The sequence below is a fragment of the Alteriqipengyuania triglochinis genome, from assembly GCF_054655655.1.
In genome coordinates, this window is sequence record NZ_BAAHNC010000006.1 from 86,934 (window position 1) to 104,994 (window position 18,061).

Consider the following 18,061-nt stretch of genomic DNA (forward strand, 5'->3'; position numbering starts at 1 on the left):
GCGCGCGCGGGCGTGCTAGATTACTAACAGCATGCTGCCGATCGTCCCCCCGCCCATTCTGCTGTCCGCGTATCGTCAGGGCCTGTTCCCGATGGCGGAGACGCGGCGCGATCAGGACATTTTCTGGGTCGAGCCGCGCGAACGCGCGATCATCCCGATCGGCGGCTTCCACTGTTCGCGCTCGCTCGCGCGCACGATCCGGCGCGAGGTTTTCACCATCCGGGTCGACAGCGATTTTGCGGGAACGGTGCTGGAATGCGCTGCGCCGCGGGCCGATACCGACGAAACCTGGATCAGCGGGCGAATCGCGGCGAGCTACCAGCGGCTGCACGAGGTCGGGCACGCCCATTCGATCGAATGCTGGCAGGATGGCGAGCTGGTCGGCGGCGTCTACGGCGTCGCCTTCGACCGGGTGTTCTGCGGAGAGAGCATGTTCAGCCGCCGCCGCGACGGATCCAAGGTGGCGCTGGCTTGGCTACTGGCACTGCTCCAGCGCGCCGGATGCGTCCTGTTCGATTGCCAGTTCATGACCGGCCATCTGGCATCGCTGGGGGCGACCCCGATTCCCCAGAGCGACTATCTGGAGCGGCTGGGCGAAGCGCGCGGCGCGCAGCGGCTCACCCTGCCGCAAGCCATCGCCGAAGTGGAAGCCGAAGCGCGCGCTCAGTCTTCCTCGCCCGGGAAGCTCATCGCGCATTCCTTGATCCACACATCGTAGATCGGGTGCTCGACCACGTTGACGCTGGGTGAATTGCGGAACAGCCAGCCGGAAAAGACCTTGTTCCAGCTCCGCTCGCGCTCGGCGTCCTGCCGTTCGCGCACGAAGACCTGAACGAAGGCGCCCTCCTCCTGCGGCAGTTCCCACGGCGCGGTCTTCTCGCACGCTTCCAGCCGGATCACGACATCGCCCGCGCGGGTCGCCTCGCCGGGCTTCATCTCGAAGTCGCGGCTGACATTGTTGCGCTTGTTGAGCAGGCCGATCGTCGCGACCCGCTCTGCCATCGGCGTACCGATCTGGCTGGTATCCTCGCCCCCGCGATCGACCGAACCGCCTTGCGCCAGTTCTTCGGGCACCTCCGTCTCTACCGGAGCCGGGTCGGGTGCGTCATTGTCGCACGCGGCCAGCGCGGCGAGCGCGGCGACCAGCAGGGCCACGGGCTTGCGCACGGCCATTATTCGCCCGGGGTCCAGGCCTCGTAATCGCCGCTTGCGCGCGCACGGCGGCCGCCCCGCTCCAGCGCGCCGCTGGGAAGGTAGGCCTTGGCCGACCCGGTCGAATTGGGGGAATAGTCGGATTCCCAGATGCGCGGCGGCGGCAGGTGGCTTTCGGGCACATCCTCGCCCGCGCCGTGCAGCCAGCCGTGCCATTCGGCGGGCACGCGGCTCGCATCATTGGCACCTTCGTAGATCACCCAGCGCCGCTCTGTCCCGGTGTAGGAGCCTGCAGTCGGCGTCTTCCCGCGCTTGGGCCTTGCGCGATAATACTCGTTGCCGAACGCGTCGGTGCCGACGTGCTCGCCCCTGCGCGAGGTGAAGATCGCGGTACCGATGGTGGCACCGTTCCACCAGGTGAAGATTTTTCCGAAGATGCTCATTGCGAGGGTGCGATTAGCGCAAGCCCGGCCCGGGGCCAAGCCGGTTTAGCCTGCGCGTGCTACCATTCCACCCGGTCGCCCGGCCCGATGCCGAGTTCCGCGGCCCGCCCGCCCGGAATTTCGAGCACCGCCGACGTCGGCCCGAGGGCGGACACGCTGTCGAGCGAATAGGGCGTCGTCTCGGGCGCGATATTAATGATTCGCCGGTCCTGCCCGATGAACACGATGTCGAGCGGCAGCGGCGTGTTCTTCATCCAGAAGCTCGCGACATCGCCCTGGCGGGGGAAGAGCATCGCCTCGTCCGGGCCCAGCTCGGTGCGGAACATCAGGCCGCGCGCCTGCTCTTCGGAAGACCTGGCAACCTCGGCGACGAATTCGTGCTCGCTCTCTCCGCTCGCGATGGTGACCGGGACGAGCTCCAGCCCCGAGACCGGATGCACCGCAGCGGCGGCGCCGGGGTCGCCGCCCTGCGCGCGCCTCTCGCTCGCCGCCTGCGGAGAGCATGCGGCCAGCGCGAGCGTGCCCGCCAGAAGGGCCACCATCCCTCTCAATCCGCGTCGCCGTAAGCCCATCGTTCCGCCTCTTCCTCGCTCGCAGCGTCGACCATCGCGCGGGCCGCTTCGAAATCATGGCCCGCACGCACCAGCGCGGCAAGCTGCTTCTCGCGCGTTTTCTCGTCGGGCGGCTGGGCCCCGAACGGGCCGATCCGGCGGCGCCGGGCAAGCGCCAGTGCGGCGGCGCGCGTCTCCGCCTCGTCCGGCTCGGGCACCTCGAGAGCCTCGGTATCGACGCCCGCATGGTACAGCGCCTGCGCCACCCTGCGCGCGCCGTATCCCCGGCGCAGCAGGTCGCGCGTGCGGACCTCGGCATAGACGCCGTCGTCGATATAGCCCAGCTCCACGAAGCGGGCGATCAGCGCATCAACCTGCGGTTCATCCTCGCCCGACCATCCACGTTCGCGGAGTTTACGGCGCAGATAATGCTTGAGCTTGGCCGCCGTGGTGGCGTAGCGCCCCGCGTAACCGAGCGCGAGATCGCGCAATGCGGTGTCGTCGAGCGGCTTGGCCAGCGGCTTTTGGCGGCTGCGTCGACGCCGTGGAGTGTCCGGGGGTTCGCCCATGGGACATAATGATGCCACACTCCTTGAGGATTGGAACCGCCCTGATGACGGGAAACAGGATTGCGACCGATAAAATGCCCGCCCGGCCCATGCCTGTTCTGGTGATGCCCTGGGCCGAGGCCTGATAGCGATAACAGGATTACGCTTTCTTCTATGCACGACAGCAACATTCTTCCGACGCCCAACGATTGCGCGCTGCCGCGACGCCGGGCCGATTTCGCCACCTTCAACGAAGCGATCGATTATGCGGCGCTGAGCGAGAAGGGCCTCAACTTTCACGACATGCGCGGGACGCTGGAACGCGCCTATTCCTACCGCGAGATGCGCGAGGATGCGCTGGCGATGGCGCGGCGCCTCGTCGCGGCGGGCATCGGCCCGCAGGACCGCGTGGCGCTGATCGCAGAGACCAGCCCCGAATTCGCGGCGCTGTTCTGCGCCTGCATCTATGCCGGCGCGTGGCCCGTGCCGCTGCCCCTGCCGACCACCTTCGGCGGGCGCGACAGCTATATCGACCAGCTGGTGGTCCAGCTTGAAAGCTCGGATCCTGCACTGCTGATCTATCCGCCCGAAATCGCCGAGATGACGCAGGCCGCGGCGCAGCGAGTCGGCTGCAAGTCGGTGGACTGGGACGAGTTCGCGACCCGCGATGCGCCGCCGGCCGATCTGCCGACTGCCAAGCCCGAAGACATCAGCTACCTGCAATATTCGAGCGGCTCGACCCGCTTCCCCACCGGCGTGGCGGTGACCCACAAAGCGCTGCTGCACAATCTTTACGGCCACGCGCAGGCGATGGACCTCGGCACCGACGATCGCGTGGTCAGCTGGCTGCCGTGGTACCACGACATGGGCCTGGTCGGCTGTTTCCTCAGCCCGATCGCGAACCAGGTGTCGGTCGATTACCTCAAGACCGAACATTTCGCGCGCCGCCCGCTCGCCTGGCTCGATCTGATCAGCCGCAACAAGGGCCAGACGCTCTCCTATTCGCCGACCTTCGGCTACGATATCTGCGCCCGGCGCATCTCCAGCCAGAGCAGCGTCGCCGACCGGTTCGACCTGTCGCGCTGGCGCACGGCGGGCAACGGCGCGGACATGATCCGGCCCGATGTGATGCAGAACTTCGTCAACGCCTTTGCCGAAGCGGGCTTCAAGGCGTCCGCCTTCACGCCGAGCTACGGCCTCGCCGAAGCGACGCTGGCGGTGACCGTGATGCCGCCGGGCGAAGGCATCCGGGTGGAACTGGTCGAGGAAGAGCGGCTTTCGGGCGCGCGCCCCAACCTCAACCGCCCGGCGCGCTACCGCGCGATCGTCAATTGCGGCAAGCCGCTGCCCCAGATGGAAGTCGAGATCCGGGGCGAGGACGATGCGATCAAGGGCGATCACCAGATCGGCAAGGTCTGGTGCCGCGGCCCCAGCATCATGCATTCCTACTTCCGCAACGAGGAAGCGACGCGCGATTGCCTTCTGCCGAGCACCGACGGCGGGAGCGCGTGGCTCGACACCGGCGACATGGGCTACATGGCCGATGGCTACCTGTTCATCGTCGGCCGCGCGAAGGACATGATCATCATCAACGGCAAGAACCACTGGCCGCAGGATATCGAATGGGCAGTGGAGCAACTGCCGGGCTTTAACCACGGCGACATCGCGGCCTTCGCGGTCGAGCGTGAGGATGGCGAGGAAGCGCCTGCCGTGCTGGTCCACTGCCGCGTGTCCGACCCGGAAGAGCGCCGCGTCCTGCGCGAGCGGATCAAGGAAAAGGTCCAGTCGGTCACCGGGATGGCCTGCCTCGTCGAACTGGTGCCGCCGCGTTCGCTGCCGCGCACCTCGTCGGGCAAGCTCAGCCGCGCCAAGGCCAAGCGCCTGTACCTGTCCGGCGAAATCCAGCCCTACAGCCTGGCTGCCTGACCCGGCCTATTGAGGGATAATCCAGGCGACGCCGATCGTGTCGGCGTCGCCTGCAACTTCATCCTCCTCGAAGTCGAGCTCGGCGTCTTCGAGGCGCTTTCGCACCACAGCCAGCTGCTCCTGCGTGCCGCTCACGCGGATCGGGATGCCTATCCTGCGCTGCGCCCACACGATCAGGGACAGCGCGCGGCGCCCCTCTGCGGTCGGTGCAATGTTGCCTTCGTCATCCTGCGCAACGGCAATGTCGGGCAGCGCGCGGAGCGGGGGCACGATGCGGATATCCCAGCCGTCTTCGGTGGCATCGATCCGGCGTTCCAGATCCGCATAGGTGGCAAGCCCCGCGCCTTCGAGCGGGCGGACGGTGACGAGCGCACGGCGGCGCTGGCGATCGACCGTCACATCCTCGCTCGATACTCCCGCGATGATCGAGAGGCGGTCGGCGATCGTGCGCGCCTGCGCCAGCGAATCCTGCTCGCGCTCGCTCGCCTCGCGCAGTTGCAGCCGCTGGGCCTCTACCGCATCGGCGCTTTCGTACTGGAATATTTGCACACTCACCTGCCGGCCGAGGGCTTCCTCCAGCGCGTCGCGCGCGCGCCCTTCCACCTGCGCGCTCTTGTAGAGCGTATCGGTGTAGACGTCCGCCGTCACGGTAATCGCGTCGTCGGTGAAGTTCACCGTGGGCTCCACACTCTGCGCCTTGCCCTCGAATACGTCGGCCAGGCTGTCGCGGATCGTGCGCTCGGCCTGCGCTTCCCAGCCGATCTGATAGAGCGACAGTCCCAGCGGCACGGACAGGGCAACGAAGGCCGCGAAGATCAGGAAGGCCTGTACCTGGCTCTGCTTCTCGGTCAGCCGGGTGCTGAAGCCGTAGCCGCGGGCCATCGCTGTCGCGGTGAGCGCGATGGCGGTGAGGTTGGTGACGAACAGCAGCAACGCGCCAGAAAAGACCGTCATGTTCAGCGTGGCGAGCCCATATCCCACCGCGGCCAGCGGCGGCATCAGGGCCGTGGCGATCGCCACCCCCACAATGGTCCCTTCGCGCCCGCGGATCACCGCATAGGCGCCGGCGATGGCGGAGAAGATTGCCACCATCAGGTCGAACAGATTGGGCTGCGTGCGCGATGCGATCTCGGGCGTGACGATCTGGATCGGCGAAAGGACGACAATCGCGGCGCAGAAGATGATCGCCAGCACGATGCCCAGCAGCAGCGAGCGTGCGGCGCGCCGCAGCCACGAGAAATCGCCGACCGCCAGCGCGAAGCCCACGCCCATGATCGGATCCATCAGCGGGGCGATCAGCATGGCCCCGATCACGACCGCAGGCGATGACAGCAGCATGCCGAGGATCGCGATCCCGGCGGACATGCACACCATCAGGATGTAGCGCGCGGTCAGTTCGCACTCGGCACGGCGCTTCTCGATCACTGCCGCCTGATCGACCGTGCCAGACACCTCGATGGTCCACCAGCGGGTCAGCGCAGTCAGTACGTATTTTATGCCGACGGGGCGGCGGCTCTTGCCGGTGTCGGTGATTTCAGAAGACGCGCCGCTATCGGTGGGCGCTTGCGAAGGGGTTTGCATGGTGCGGTATTATCGCGGAAAGTGCAGACTGCCAAAGCTTGAAACACGTGTCTTGTGCAACTAATACAGTAGTTGCCGGAATATGAGGAAACCCGCCCCGATGGCCACGCAGACCGAAACCGCCACCGCGACCGCGCTCAACCTGACTCCGCCCGAGCCGATTCCGGTCGTGGATGCAGAGAAGGCCGTCGGCCTGGTTCCCGTCGACGAGGGGAAGAAGAGCGAGCTGGACAGCAAGGTCGACAGCTTCGTTGCAGACCTGCTGGCGCAGGACACGCAGTCGCCCGAATTCAGCAAGCGGGTCGACGAAATCTCGAACATGGGCCGCAAGGAAATCGCGGCGGCCTCCAACATGTCGAACCGCTTCCTCGACCGGCCCGTGCGCGCGATGGACCGCGACCAGGGCGTCGGCGCGAACCTCGCCGAACTGCGCACGACGGTGGAAGAGCTGGACCCGGCGCGCCGGGGCAAGAGCGGAATCTTGTCCAAGCTGCCGTGGGGCAACAGCCTGAAAGGCTATTTCCGCAGCTACCAGAGCGCGCAGAGCCACATTCAGGCGATCCTCGACAAGCTGCATTCGGGCCGCACCGAACTGCAGAAGGACAATGCCGCGATCGATGTCGAGCGCCAGCACCTGTGGGAAGCGATGGGCAAGCTCGAACAGATGATCCACATCTCCAAGACGCTCGACGCGAAGCTGGAGGAAAAGGCCAACGAACTCGACGCGACCAACCCGGAAAAGGCCAAGGCGATCCGCGAGACGGCGCTGTTCTACGTCCGCCAGCGCACGCAGGACCTGCTGACCCAGATGGCGGTCTCGGTGCAGGGCTACCTCGCGCTCGATCTGGTCAAGAAGAACAATGTCGAGCTGGTGAAGGGCGTCGATCGTGCCAGCACCACCACCGTCAGCGCGCTGCGCACGGCGGTGACCGTGGCCGAGGCGATGACCAACCAGCGGCTGGTCCTGAAGCAGATCACCGCGCTCAACGACACCACGGCGGGCATCATCGATTCGACCGGCAAGCTGCTGCGCGAACAGACCGGCAAGATCCATGAACAGGCCGCCGCCAGCACGATCCCGATGCAGACGCTGCAGAACGCGTTCCAGAACATCTACGCGACGATGGACGAGGTCGACACCTTCAAGCTCAAGGCGCTCGACACGATGAAGCAGACCGTGACGACGCTTTCGAGCGAGGTGGAGAAGTCGAAGACCTACATCGCCCGCGCCGAAAGCCAGGCGCAGGCGCAGGCACAGCTCGATTCGTCCGAAGGCGCGCTGCTGAAGCTGGAGGGCTAGGTGAACGATCTGACCCGCGACAGCGACCGGTTGATTGCCGAAGGCAGGCGGCTGCGCGACGATAATCGCAGCGGCGGGCGGCACCGCATGACCCGATCGATCGGCAAGGGCTCGGCCGATCTCAAGCTGCGCCACTGGATGAAGCGCGCCGCCTGGCTCGCCGTGGCGATCGTGGCGATCATCGTCGCATCGGGCGTGGCAGGGCTGATCCTTGGCGGGATCGGCTTCTGGGGCCTGATGGCGATGGTGCTCGCTGCGGTGGTCGCGCTGGGCATCTTCGCGCTCGCCCCCACACCCAAGCCGCCGCAGCGCAGCGAGCTGAACCGGGGTGAGCCCAAGGAGATGGTGGCGCGGACCGAATTGTGGCTGGAGGCCCAGCGCCCCGCCCTGCCCGCGCCTGCCGTGCAGCTGGTCGACGACCTGGGCGTGAAGCTCGACATCCTCGGCCAGCAGCTTGCAACCGCACCGGCGGGGCATGATGCGATCCGCGATATCCGCGAACTGGTGGGCGATACCCTGCCCGAGATGGTCGAAAGCTATACCCGCGTGCCCCCTTCGATGCGAGGCGAGGCGCATGCCGGGGCCACCGCGGATTCCCGCCTGATCGAAGGGCTTGGCAAGATCAGCGGCGAGATCGACTCGATCAACCGCCAGCTGGCCGCCGGCGCGCTCGACGATCTGGCGGTGCAGCACCGCTATCTCGGCTACCGCTATGGCGAGGGCGCGGCCGCCGATACCCCCGCAGAAGGGACACCGGGCTGATGCGCGTTCCGATCCAGCACAGCCTCACCAAGGAAGAGGTACGCCGCCGCCTGCGCGAACGCATGCCCGAACTGCCCGCGCACATGCCCGGCGGGGCTGCCGAGGTGCAGACCGAATGGCCGAACGAGGACTGCATGAAGGTCGCGGTCGGCGCGATGGGGCAGACCGTGCGGACCACGATCACGATCGAGGAGACGCAGGTGATCGTGGAACTCGACCTTCCGCCGATGCTTTCCTTCTTCAAGCCGCTGATCGCCGCGGCAGTAGCGGATAAAGGCACGAAGCTGCTCGCCCCTCCACCCAAGACGAACCCCTCGGGGAAAGACTGACTTGATAAAGGTTTATCGGGGAACCGCCGAATATAGAGGGCGTTGATTTCCTCAGGCGTGCGGCCATATGGCTGTGCGGGGTCGAACTTCATCGAGAAACAGAGAGGGTAGCGCGAATGATGGCCAGGTGCGGCAATGCACCCGAGCTTCGCGCCAGGTTGCGCGCAGCCACTCACGAACAACACCAGCGGCTCGATACGACGCTCGGACGGCTCGATCTCGCCGACCGGGGCGATTACGCGCGCTTCCTGAAGGTGCAGGCGAATGCCCGGCACGGGGTCGAGGCCTGGCTGGGCCGCTACTGCCCGGCGAAATGGCTTCCGCCGTCGCAGGCCGCCTTGCTGGCCGCCGACCTGTCCGCTCTGGGCGATAAAGCGGGGCTGGAGGACGCGCCCGGTTTCGATCTTGCGGATCAGGGCCCGGTCGCCTGGCTCGGCGCAGCATGGGTGCTGGCCGGTTCCTCCCTCGGCAACCGCATGATGGAGCGCGAGCTGTCGGCCCGCGCACCCGCCGGCTGGCCCATGGCCTTCCTGCGCGACGATGCCATGCCCGCCTACTTCAAGACACTCCGGCCGCTGCTTGCGCAAGCCGATCCCAATCCGGGCGCCGAACGCATCGCAGCGGCGGTCTTCGCGCATTTCCAGCGCGAAGCCGACCGCCAGCTGGCAGCCCAACCCGCATGACCGAACCCGCCACCCAAGTCGATCTGTCGAGCTGCGACCGCGAGCCGATCCACCAGCTGGGCCATGTCCAGTCCTTCGGTGCAATGCTGGTCGTCTCCACGGACAATTTCATCGCGCATTACTCGGAGAATGCCTCCCAATTCCTCGGCATCGAAGGCATCGGGCAGGGCGTCCGTCTGAACGACTTCCTGCCGGAAGAAACCTTGCGTGCCGTCCAGCTCGCCGCCAGCCGCCTGGCGGATGACGACGATACGGAGCGGCTTTTCGGGCTCGACCTTGCGCGCGGCGATGCGACCCGTTTCGACTGCTCGATCCATCGCAGCGGCGGGCAGCTGGTGCTGGAGTTCGAAAAGCACGATCCGGCAGGCTTCGGCAATCATGTCGCCTCGATCCGCCCCATGATGGCAGGGCTCGACACGATCGAGAATGTCGAGGACCTGTGCAGCGCGGCGGCCAAGCGGCTCAAGGCGCTGCTCGAGTTCGACCGGGTGATGGTCTACCGCTTCCATCCGGACGGTTCGGGCGAGGTCATCGCCGAGGCGCGCGAGCGCGAGGTCGATAGCTTCTCGGGCCTGCGCTACCCCAAGAGCGACATTCCCAGCCAGGCGCGCGAGCTGTACCTGCGCAACCGCCTGCGGATCATCGCCGATGTCGGCGATACGCCGGTCCCGGTGGTGCCCGGGCACCAGTTCGGCGGCGAGCCGATCGATCTCAGCCTCTCGACCCTGCGCTCGGTCTCGCCGATCCATATCGAATACCTGCGCAACATGGGCGTGCGCGCCTCGCTCTCGATCTCGATCATCGTGCGCGGCAAGCTGTGGGGGCTGTTCGCCTGCCATCACTACCGCCCGCGCGCGCTGGCCTTTTCGAACCGCACCGCGGCCGAGGTCTTCTCACAGATGTTCTCGCTCACGCTCGACCGCGCGCTGAACGATCAGAACACCGCGCGCCGCGTGCTCGGCCAGAACCTGCACGAACGGCTGATGACGCGTCTCGCCGAGGGGGCCTCGGTCCGCGAGACGCTGACCCAGACCGGCGCCCTGATCGGCGATACGATCCCGCACGACGGCGCAAGCATCTTCATCGACGGCGACTATGTCGCCACCGGCTACGCACCTTCCGAAGACGAATTCCGCGCCATCCTGCCCGGCCTTCAGGCGGGGCCGGCGAGCAAGATTCTCGCGACGGCAGAACTGGCGCGCGAGGTCCCCGCAGCGGCAGCCTTCACCGCACGTGCTGCTGGGGCGCTGATCATCCCCGTATCGCGTTCGCCGCGCGACTATTTCATCCTCTGGCGGCGTGAGCTCAAGCAGGTCATCACCTGGGCCGGCAATCCCGACAAGCCCGTCGACCACGCGAATGAGGGGCGCATCACCCCGCGCAAGAGCTTTGCCGCCTGGCAGCAGACGGTCGAGGGGCGCAGCGCGGAGTGGTCGCATGCCGAGCGCGACCTGGCCGAAACGCTGCGCATCACGCTGCTGGAGGTGATCCTGCGGCTGACCGATGCCGCGGCGCAGGATCGCAAGCGCGCGAGCGAGCAGCAGGACCTGCTGATCGCCGAGCTCAACCACCGGGTGCGCAATATCCTCAACCTGATCCGCGGACTGGTGAACCAGTCGCGCCACGAGGCGGGCGACACGGCAACGCTGACCAAGCTGATCGGGGGACGGATCGGCGCGCTGGCGGCAGCGCACGACAATCTCACCCGCGACAACTGGGGGCCGACCTCGCTCAAGAAGCTGATCGCCGAGGAGGCGGAAGCCTATCTCGGCTCCAAGACGGCACGCCTCTCGGTCGAGGGGCACGATGTCCTCGTCGTTCCGCAGGCCTACACCGTGCTGGCGCTGGTCCTTCATGAAATGATCACCAATTCGGCCAAGTACGGCAGCCTGTCGGACCAGTCGGGCGATCTGCTGATCGTGCTGGACAGGCACGAGAACGGCGATCTGGAACTGCGGTGGAAGGAACGGGGCGGCCCGCCGGTGCAGGCGCCCAAGCGACAGGGCTTCGGCACGACCATTATCGAGAAGTCGATCCCGCACGAATTGCAGGGCGAAGCGGATGTCCAATTTGCCTTGGGCGGGCTGGAGGCACGCTTCGTCGTGCCGGCCCGGTTCCTCAAAGAAGCGGAGAATGATCACGAGATGACAAGCCACGTCGATCACAAGGATGCCGATGCCGGCTCCGAAAACGCCGACGGCCACCAGCTGCCGGCTCGTGTGCTGCTCATCGAAGACAACATGATCATCGCGCTCGATACCGAGGAAATGCTCAAGGAACTGGGCGTCGACGAAGTCCTCGTCAGTGGCAGCGTCACCCAGGCGCTGCGCGCGATCGAGAAGGATCGGCCCGATTTCGCGGTGCTCGACTTCAATCTCGGCGAAGAATCGAGCGAGCCGGTGGCGCGCGAGCTGAAGCGGATGGGCGTGCCCTTCGTGCTGGCGACCGGCTACAGCGCCAAGGAGGTCAAGTTCGACGAGCTGGGTGCGCGGGCGATCCTCAAGAAGCCTTACGACCAGAGCGATCTGGCCAAGGCGCTGACAGCCGGCGAGCCCGGCTGACGGCGTCCGGCCCCGGCGGCGCTTCGCCCTATTCGAAGAAGCGCTGCTGGTAGTGGAAGCGCGAGGGCACCGGGTTGCCCGCATCATCGCGCGCCGGTTCGAACCGGATCTGGTCGTAGGCCAGCTCGCACACCTTTGCGTCGGTATCGGGGAAGCCGCTCGACTGCGTCACCCGGCAGCCGGTGACGCGGCCTTGCGCGGACACGTCGAGCATCACCAGCGTCCGCTTGCCGACCCGCGCCTGCCGCCCACCGGGCGGAACGGGAAAGGCGGAGACGTTGGTGATCGAGCGCGCGAGGCTGGGCCCCTCGGCGATTCCGCCGCCCCCGCCAATTCCGCGCCCCTCGCCGCCCGCACCGGTCCCGTCGCCCTGCCCGCTGGCGCCGGTCCCATCGCCCGCATCCGCCGCACCCGAGCTGTCGGCCGTCCCGGTCGAGGCGGCGCGCGGTGCGGGCGCGCGGCTCGGGAGCGGGATCGGCGGCTGCGGCGCGGTCACCGCGCTGGCGACGGCGCGCTTGCCGGGGTCGCCTTCGTCCCCTGCCTCCTTATCCGGCGGGCCGGGGGCCGGAGCCTGCGTCGGGGCGGGGGTCGGCGTGGGTGATGGGCTCGGCTTGCCGACCTCGAAGGCGGCGAAGGACGGGCCGCTCTCGATGATCGTGAGATCGGGCGCGAGCGCGCGGATCAGGCCGTAGAGCAGCGCAACATGCAGCACCGCGATGGCCGCCAGCACCGGGATGCTGGGGCGTGTGGTATCGTCGGAAAATCCCCGCGCGTCGCTCATGGGTAGGAAACCCGGTGCGCACAGCCTCGGTTCCGGGCGGGCTAAAACGGAAAACGGCGGCACCCCAATGGGGCACCGCCGCTTTTCCTTGGTCAGTGTGTCGGATCAGAAATCGTAGCTGATGCCAACCTTCAGACGCCAGAGCGACGAGCTGACGTTGACGAAGGAGTCACCCTCGATTGCGTCCCCGCCTCGGAAGCTTTCGATGATGTAACGACCCTGATCATCGACGCCATCGCTGTAGGCAACGTTCTGCAGACCCGAGTAGTCGCGGCGACGCTGCACATTCCAGCTACTGTCGAGGAAGTTCAGGAAGTTGTCCATCGAAGCGAACAGCTTGATCCGATCGTCGCGACCGAAGAACCGACCCGGTCCGGGGATTTCCTGGCTGAACGACAGATCCATGTCGTAATACCATTCGACATCGCACGTATTACGCTCGATCGACCGGCCGATATAATCCGCGACGCAATCCTGCGTGGCCGCCCAATTCGCGAACGCCGCAACCGCATCGCCGTCCGACAGCGGCGAAATGTTCGGATCGTCGATACCGCTGGGGATGTAAGCGAGCACATTGTCTTCACCCGACGTCGAATCGTTGAACACGCCACCGTCCGTGAAGGTGATCGAGTACGGCCGACCCGAACGCGCCACGAAGGTTGCGCTCAGGCGGGTCGACAGATCATCGAAGAACTCCTCGCGGAACGAGGTGCGCACGGTGATGTTGTGACGGCTGGCGAAGAAGCTGCGCGATTCGGCCGGGGCCTGGCGATCGAAGGCCGCCGTACGGTCGTAGTTCGAACCCGCAGTCGAGTTGTACATGTTGCGACGATCGCTGGCGCCGGTGAAGGCGTAACCCAGGCTGAAGTCGACCGAACCGCCTTCGGTGAAGATACCGCCGTTGAAACGCTTCGCCAGGATCGCCGAGGCGATGTGGCTGTCGTAGCCGTCCGAGTTGGTGAGCATCAGCTCGTTGTCGCGGGACGTGCCGAAGCACGCGGCCGAAACACCGGTGTAGGTCGGCGGATAGGTATCGGTCAGCGTCGCATCGCAGCCGGTCCTGGTCGGATCGATTGCCGCATAGATCGGCCGGCCATCGATCGCAAAACCGTCAAGCCCTTCGCGGATGTCGGGAACCTGCGAAAGGTCGACGATGGTGTAGGGATTGCTGAACTTCGAATAGATGTAGTCCAGATTGATCGTCCAGTTGCTGAAGAAGCCGCTGGGAGCGAAGTCGAGCCCGCTCGAGAAGCCGAGGTTCGCGCGGAGCACGCTCGGGACCTTGATGTTGGGATCGATCGACTCGGTGTCGCCAAGACCGGCAGCCGCACGATCGATGCCATCCTGACGGAAGCAGGTCGGGACGCCGGTGAAGGTGCCGTCAACCACCACATCGATCGGGCCAGTCGGGCAAAGCGAGCTACCCGTGTTGCCTTCGGCATAGCCGCGGCCGTCGTTCTGGAAGGCATTGCCGAACCACACCAGCGGGTCACCGCCGGAGAAGACGCCCACGCCGCCACGCAGTTCCGAACGGGAGAACACGGCGAGATCGCCGAGGTCGTAGGAGAACGACGCACGCGGCATCACGATCGGATCGAGCGCGGAGAACCCGGTGTTGTTGCCGAAGCCGTAGCGATCGACGAAGTTCGGGTTCAGCTTCGGACGGTCACCATCGTACCAGTCGACGCGGACCCCCAGGGTCAGGTCGAGACGATCGGTCGCCATCCACTCGTCCTGCACGAAGACCGAGTAGATATCGCGCGAGAAGGCTGCTGCGGCGTCTCGCACATCACCAGTGGACGAGAAGTTGCCGTAGGCACCGTAAGCATTGCCCTGAGCGACGTTGCTGGGGCTGGTGAAGTTGCTCGAACCGTTCGAGAGGATACCTTCACGCAGGGCGTCGATATCGGTGAAGACCAGCTGTCCGGTGGCGTTCTGGACGAACAGGTTGAACAGGTTGGCGTGGTTCAGTTCGGCACCCAGCTTGAAGCGGTGTGCGCCGGCTTCGATCACCGCAGCTGCACGCCACTGGTCGATGTCGGTCTGCAGGTCGTTGGCCGAACGCGAGAAGCCCGGGCCGGCCTGCACCGCGCCGTAGCGGTCTTCACCGGCCGCGGCGCCGTTGTCGATCCCGACCACGATACGCGGGATCGGATTTGCATCCTGCGCTTCACCGCCGCCGAGGGGGCCCTGAAGATCCTGGATTTCCGACCGCGAATACCGCAGTTCGGTCGAGAAATTGTCGCTCCACTGCGAGTAGAGGCGGCCCGAGTAATAATCCGAGATCGTGCCGCTCTCGTTGAAGGTGTTGGCACCGACGACTGCGCCGCGGAAGCTGCCGAACTGGCTGAAATCGTCCGCCTGGAGCGTCGATTCCTCAAGCCGCTGGTAAGTGGCTTCGAGACGATGCTTGTCGCTGATGATGAGGTCGCCGCGAACGAAATAACGATCGTTTTCGTACGGACGGACGCGCACGATCGGACCGGTTTCGATCCCGTAGACCGAGCTCAGGACATCCGAGATTTCGTTGAACTGCTCGACCGAAACGGCGCCGATCTCGTCACCGAAACCGCCACCTGCGGGGCCGTATTCCTGCGGGAAACCGGCTTCCTGATGCTCGTAGGCGCCGAAGATGAACAGGCGGTCCTTGATGACAGGGCCGCTGAGGTACCCGCCCCAGCGCTTGAGCGGCTCGATATCGCCGGCAACCACGCCATCGACCTCGTCACCGCGCAGGTCCTGGTCCGAATATTCGAAAAAGCCACCGAAGTGATAGTCATTCGTACCCGACTTGGTCACCGCGTTGATCGCGCAGCCGGTGAAGTTGCCGTAGTCGACGTCGAAGGGCGCGAAGGCGACCTGCGTTTCGCGGATGGCGTCGTACGGGATCGGCGCCGAGCTACGCGACGCGAAGCCGGTGTCGTTCAGGCCGTAAACGTCCCCTTGGTTGATGCCGTCGATGGTGAAGGCGTTCGAACGGTCGTTGCCGCCGAGGCACGAGATGCGATCGACGCCCGAGCCGGAATCGTCGCGGTCGAGGCTGACGCGCGGGTCGATACGGATGATGTCGCGGATGTCGCGGTCGAAGGTCGGGGCGCTTTCTAGCACCTCGGTGCCGAAGCTGGTGCCCGGGCCGACCGAAAGCTGCGTCTGCTTGACGCGCGAGCCGGTGACCACGATCACACCCGCGCCCGACGAGAGCGAGAAGGTGAGGTTGGTCGCGCCCTGGAGCGAGATATTCACGCCGTTGAGGGTCTGGCCTTCGTAGCCGCCGGCTTCGGCCGAAACGGTGTAAGGTCCGCCGACGACGAGGTTCGTGGCCGTGAAGGTACCGGAATTGTCGGTCGTTACGGACCGGGTCGCACCGGTACGCGTGTCGGTGACGACCACGTTCGCACCCGCGACAGGGACCCCGGCTTCATCCTGGACCGAGCCCTGGATGGACGAGGTAATCTGCTGAGCGGCCAGCGGGGCTGGCAGGATCACGGCGGCGGGAAGGCTGGCGACACTGGCTGCCAGCAAATACTTGAGCTTCATGGAAAACCCCTTTGAAGACGCTCTAGCGAGAAAATGGTGATGCGAGTGGGCCGACTCCGTGGCCGGTCGAGCGCGACTAAGGCCAGTTTTGTGACAAGCAAATTACGCAAATGCGATACAGCGATGCAGAAACTGCAACGATATCCGAAATCGGCGGAATTCAGCGCCTAAAGGGTGTTGCCGCAGTGCAACATAGGTGAGCAAACCGCACTTTCGCGGCATCCATTCCGAAAAATCCGGGAACCTAGACGAGTTTGATCTCACGCAGGCGCTGCATCAGGAAATCGTGGGCCAGAATGGGCTCGGGTGCGCTCGCCTCTTCTCCCTCGCCGATGCACGAAGGCAGCGGGGCGATTTTGAAATCGGGCCGGAAGTGGAGGAAGAACGGCATCGAATAGCGGGTGCGGCGCACCGCTTCGCCGCGCGGATTGACCACGCGGTGGGTGGTGGACCGCAGCCGGCCATTGGTCAGTCGTTCGAGCATGTCGCCGATATTGACCGCCAGCGCGCCCGGCGGCGGGCTGACCGCAAGCCACTCACCCTTCTTCGTCAGCAGTTCCAGCCCCGCCTCTTCGGCGCCCAGCAGCAGGGTGATGGCGTTGATGTCGCCGTGGGGCGCAGCGCGGATCGCGCCATCGGGTGCATCTTCGGGCAGCGGCGGATAGCGCAGCAGCCGCAGGACCGAATTGCCATCCTCGATCGTCGGATCGAAGAACTGCGCGTCCTCGCCCAGGTGGATCGCGATGGCGGACAGGATCCGCCGCCCGCTCGCCTCGAAAGCCAGGAACAGCTCGCGCATGCTCGATTCGAATTCGGGCACCTCGGCGGGCCAGATATTGGGCTCCATGAACTCGGCCAGCGGATGGCCCTGCTCCAGATCGCGTCCGACGTGCCAGAATTCCTTGAGGTCGAAGACGGCCGCGTCCTTCGCCTGTTCCTGGCCAAACGGCGTGTAGCCGCGCGCACCCGCGTTCCCTTCGATCTTGTAGGCCCGCTTCACATCGTCGGGCAGTGCGAAGAACGCCTCGCTCGCGGCCTGCGCGCGGGCGACCAGCGCATCGGGAATGCCGTGGTCGCGCACGATGCCGAAGCCGAACTCGGCAAAGCTCTCCCCCAGATCGCGGGCAATGTCTTCGAGCGGACGGTCGAGCGAGACGGATGCGATATCGGACATGGGCAGGTACTCTGGTGAGGCGGTTGGGGTCAGGCGGAAAGAATCAGGCGGGAAGGAAGAGCCCGGCGAGCGCCGCGCTCATGAGGTTGGCGAGCGATCCGGCCAGCAGCGCACGGATGCCGAGCTTGGCGATCACCGGGCGCTGGTTGGGAGCCAGTCCGCCGGTCACCGCCATCTGGATCGCGATCGAGCTGAAATTGGCGAAGCCGCACAGCGCGAAGGTGATGATCGCGCGGGTCCGCTCCGAAATATCGGCGGCGCCGATCTGGCCGAGGTCGATGAAGGCGACGAATTCGTTGAGCACGATCTTGGTCCCGAACAGTCCGCCCGCGACGCCCGCATCTTCCCATGGCACGCCGATGAGGAACATGATCGGTGCGAAGACGAAGCCGAGCAGCTGCTGGAACGAGAGGTCGCCATAGCCGAACCAGCTTCCCGCCCAGCCGAGCAGGCCGTTGGCGAGCGCGACCAGCGCCACGAATGCCAGCACCATCGCGCCGACCGCGACCGCCAGCTTGACGCCCGTCTGCGCGCCCTGCGCCGCGGCCTCGATCACGTTCGCAGGCCGCTCGCCCTCCTCGAAGGTTTCGGCCATCTCGACTTCGTGCGCGTGTTCGCGTTCGGTAATGGCGGCGGGGCCTTCGGCGCTGATGCGCCCGCGCGGCAGGGCCAGCTCCCCCTCCGCCTCGGGGGGGGGCGCGCCCCCCCCCGGCCTGTTTTTATTAGACATAAA

16 protein-coding genes are annotated in these 18,061 nt (G+C 65.9%); 7 read left to right on the top strand and 9 right to left on the bottom strand.

All coding sequences use genetic code 11. The features are described 5' to 3' along the window. Nucleotides 1–31 precede the first annotated feature (31 nt). A complete protein-coding gene (gene aat, locus ACYQ0L_RS14430; RefSeq protein ID WP_459790054.1) occupies nucleotides 32–718 on the top strand; it encodes a leucyl/phenylalanyl-tRNA--protein transferase in 687 nt (228 codons plus the stop codon). Here the strand turns inward: aat and ACYQ0L_RS14435 are convergent. Genes ACYQ0L_RS14435 through ACYQ0L_RS14450 form a run of 4 tightly spaced genes read right to left on the bottom strand, consistent with a single transcriptional unit; the run spans nucleotide 664 to nucleotide 2,715 of the window. After that, nucleotides 664–1,173: a DUF2155 domain-containing protein gene (locus ACYQ0L_RS14435; protein WP_459790055.1), complete on the bottom strand. Its 510-nt coding sequence runs from the start codon at nucleotides 1,171–1,173 to the stop codon at nucleotides 664–666. The two genes, aat and ACYQ0L_RS14435, sit on opposite strands and share 55 nt — an antisense overlap. Continuing rightward, on the bottom strand, nucleotides 1,173–1,595 hold the full coding sequence (locus ACYQ0L_RS14440; RefSeq protein WP_459790056.1) for an NADH:ubiquinone oxidoreductase subunit NDUFA12: 423 nt from the start codon (nucleotides 1,593–1,595) through the stop codon (nucleotides 1,173–1,175). Before ACYQ0L_RS14440 ends, ACYQ0L_RS14435 begins: the two co-directional genes overlap by 1 nt. Nucleotides 1,596–1,654: 59 nt before the next feature. Beyond that, a complete protein-coding gene (locus ACYQ0L_RS14445) occupies nucleotides 1,655–2,137 on the bottom strand; it encodes a DUF192 domain-containing protein (protein ID WP_459790058.1) in 483 nt (160 codons plus the stop codon). Nucleotides 2,138–2,142: 5 nt separating this feature from the next. After that, nucleotides 2,143–2,715 carry a regulatory protein RecX gene (locus ACYQ0L_RS14450; protein ID WP_459790059.1) on the bottom strand — a complete coding sequence of 191 codons (573 nt, stop codon included), beginning with the start codon at nucleotides 2,713–2,715 and terminating at the stop codon, nucleotides 2,143–2,145. A gap of 153 nt (nucleotides 2,716–2,868) precedes the next feature. On the opposite strand from ACYQ0L_RS14450, the gene ACYQ0L_RS14455 reads away from it, so the two are divergent. After that, nucleotides 2,869–4,620, top strand: coding sequence for a fatty acyl-AMP ligase (locus tag ACYQ0L_RS14455; RefSeq protein WP_459790060.1), 1,752 nt, complete (start codon nucleotides 2,869–2,871; stop codon nucleotides 4,618–4,620). Between the two features lie 6 nt (nucleotides 4,621–4,626). Here the strand turns inward: ACYQ0L_RS14455 and ACYQ0L_RS14460 are convergent, their stop codons facing one another. Continuing rightward, nucleotides 4,627–6,201, bottom strand: a complete 1,575-nt coding sequence (locus ACYQ0L_RS14460) for a TIGR00341 family protein (RefSeq protein ID WP_459790062.1) — start codon at nucleotides 6,199–6,201, stop codon at nucleotides 4,627–4,629. Between the two features lie 100 nt (nucleotides 6,202–6,301). Between ACYQ0L_RS14460 and ACYQ0L_RS14465 the strand changes: the two genes are divergently transcribed. The 5 genes from ACYQ0L_RS14465 (at nucleotide 6,302) to ACYQ0L_RS14485 (ending at nucleotide 11,836) form a co-directional block, all read left to right on the top strand. After that, a complete protein-coding gene (locus ACYQ0L_RS14465) occupies nucleotides 6,302–7,501 on the top strand; it encodes a toxic anion resistance protein (RefSeq protein WP_459790063.1) in 1,200 nt (399 codons plus the stop codon). Next, entirely contained in the window at nucleotides 7,502–8,263 is a 762-nt protein-coding gene (locus ACYQ0L_RS14470; protein WP_459790064.1) for a hypothetical protein, read from the top strand. It begins immediately after the preceding gene. Next, on the top strand, nucleotides 8,263–8,592 hold the full coding sequence (locus ACYQ0L_RS14475) for a polyhydroxyalkanoic acid system family protein (RefSeq protein WP_459790065.1): 330 nt from the start codon (nucleotides 8,263–8,265) through the stop codon (nucleotides 8,590–8,592). The genes ACYQ0L_RS14470 and ACYQ0L_RS14475 overlap by 1 nt, the downstream gene beginning before the upstream one ends. Nucleotides 8,593–8,708: 116 nt before the next feature. Continuing rightward, nucleotides 8,709–9,275 carry a biliverdin-producing heme oxygenase gene (locus tag ACYQ0L_RS14480; protein WP_459790066.1) on the top strand — a complete coding sequence of 189 codons (567 nt, stop codon included), beginning with the start codon at nucleotides 8,709–8,711 and terminating at the stop codon, nucleotides 9,273–9,275. Continuing rightward, entirely contained in the window at nucleotides 9,272–11,836 is a 2,565-nt protein-coding gene (locus ACYQ0L_RS14485; protein WP_459790067.1) for an HWE histidine kinase domain-containing protein, read from the top strand. The genes ACYQ0L_RS14480 and ACYQ0L_RS14485 overlap by 4 nt, the downstream gene beginning before the upstream one ends. A 28-nt stretch (nucleotides 11,837–11,864) precedes the next feature. On the opposite strand, the gene ACYQ0L_RS14490 is transcribed toward ACYQ0L_RS14485, so the two are convergent. The 4 genes from ACYQ0L_RS14490 to ACYQ0L_RS14505 form a co-directional block, all read right to left on the bottom strand. Continuing rightward, nucleotides 11,865–12,617 (bottom strand): energy transducer TonB, encoded by a 753-nt coding sequence (locus ACYQ0L_RS14490; protein ID WP_459790068.1) that lies wholly within the window; start codon nucleotides 12,615–12,617, stop codon nucleotides 11,865–11,867. A 105-nt stretch (nucleotides 12,618–12,722) separates the two neighbouring features. After that, complete coding sequence (locus ACYQ0L_RS14495; protein ID WP_459790069.1) at nucleotides 12,723–16,154, bottom strand: TonB-dependent receptor; 3,432 nt, start codon at nucleotides 16,152–16,154, stop codon at nucleotides 12,723–12,725. A gap of 244 nt (nucleotides 16,155–16,398) precedes the next feature. Continuing rightward, entirely contained in the window at nucleotides 16,399–17,328 is a 930-nt protein-coding gene (locus ACYQ0L_RS14500; RefSeq protein ID WP_459790070.1) for an isopenicillin N synthase family dioxygenase, read from the bottom strand. Between the two features lie 43 nt (nucleotides 17,329–17,371). Beyond that, nucleotides 17,372–18,061 (bottom strand): nucleoside transporter C-terminal domain-containing protein (locus ACYQ0L_RS14505; RefSeq protein ID WP_459790071.1); only part of this gene is annotated, 690 nt, incomplete at its 5' end.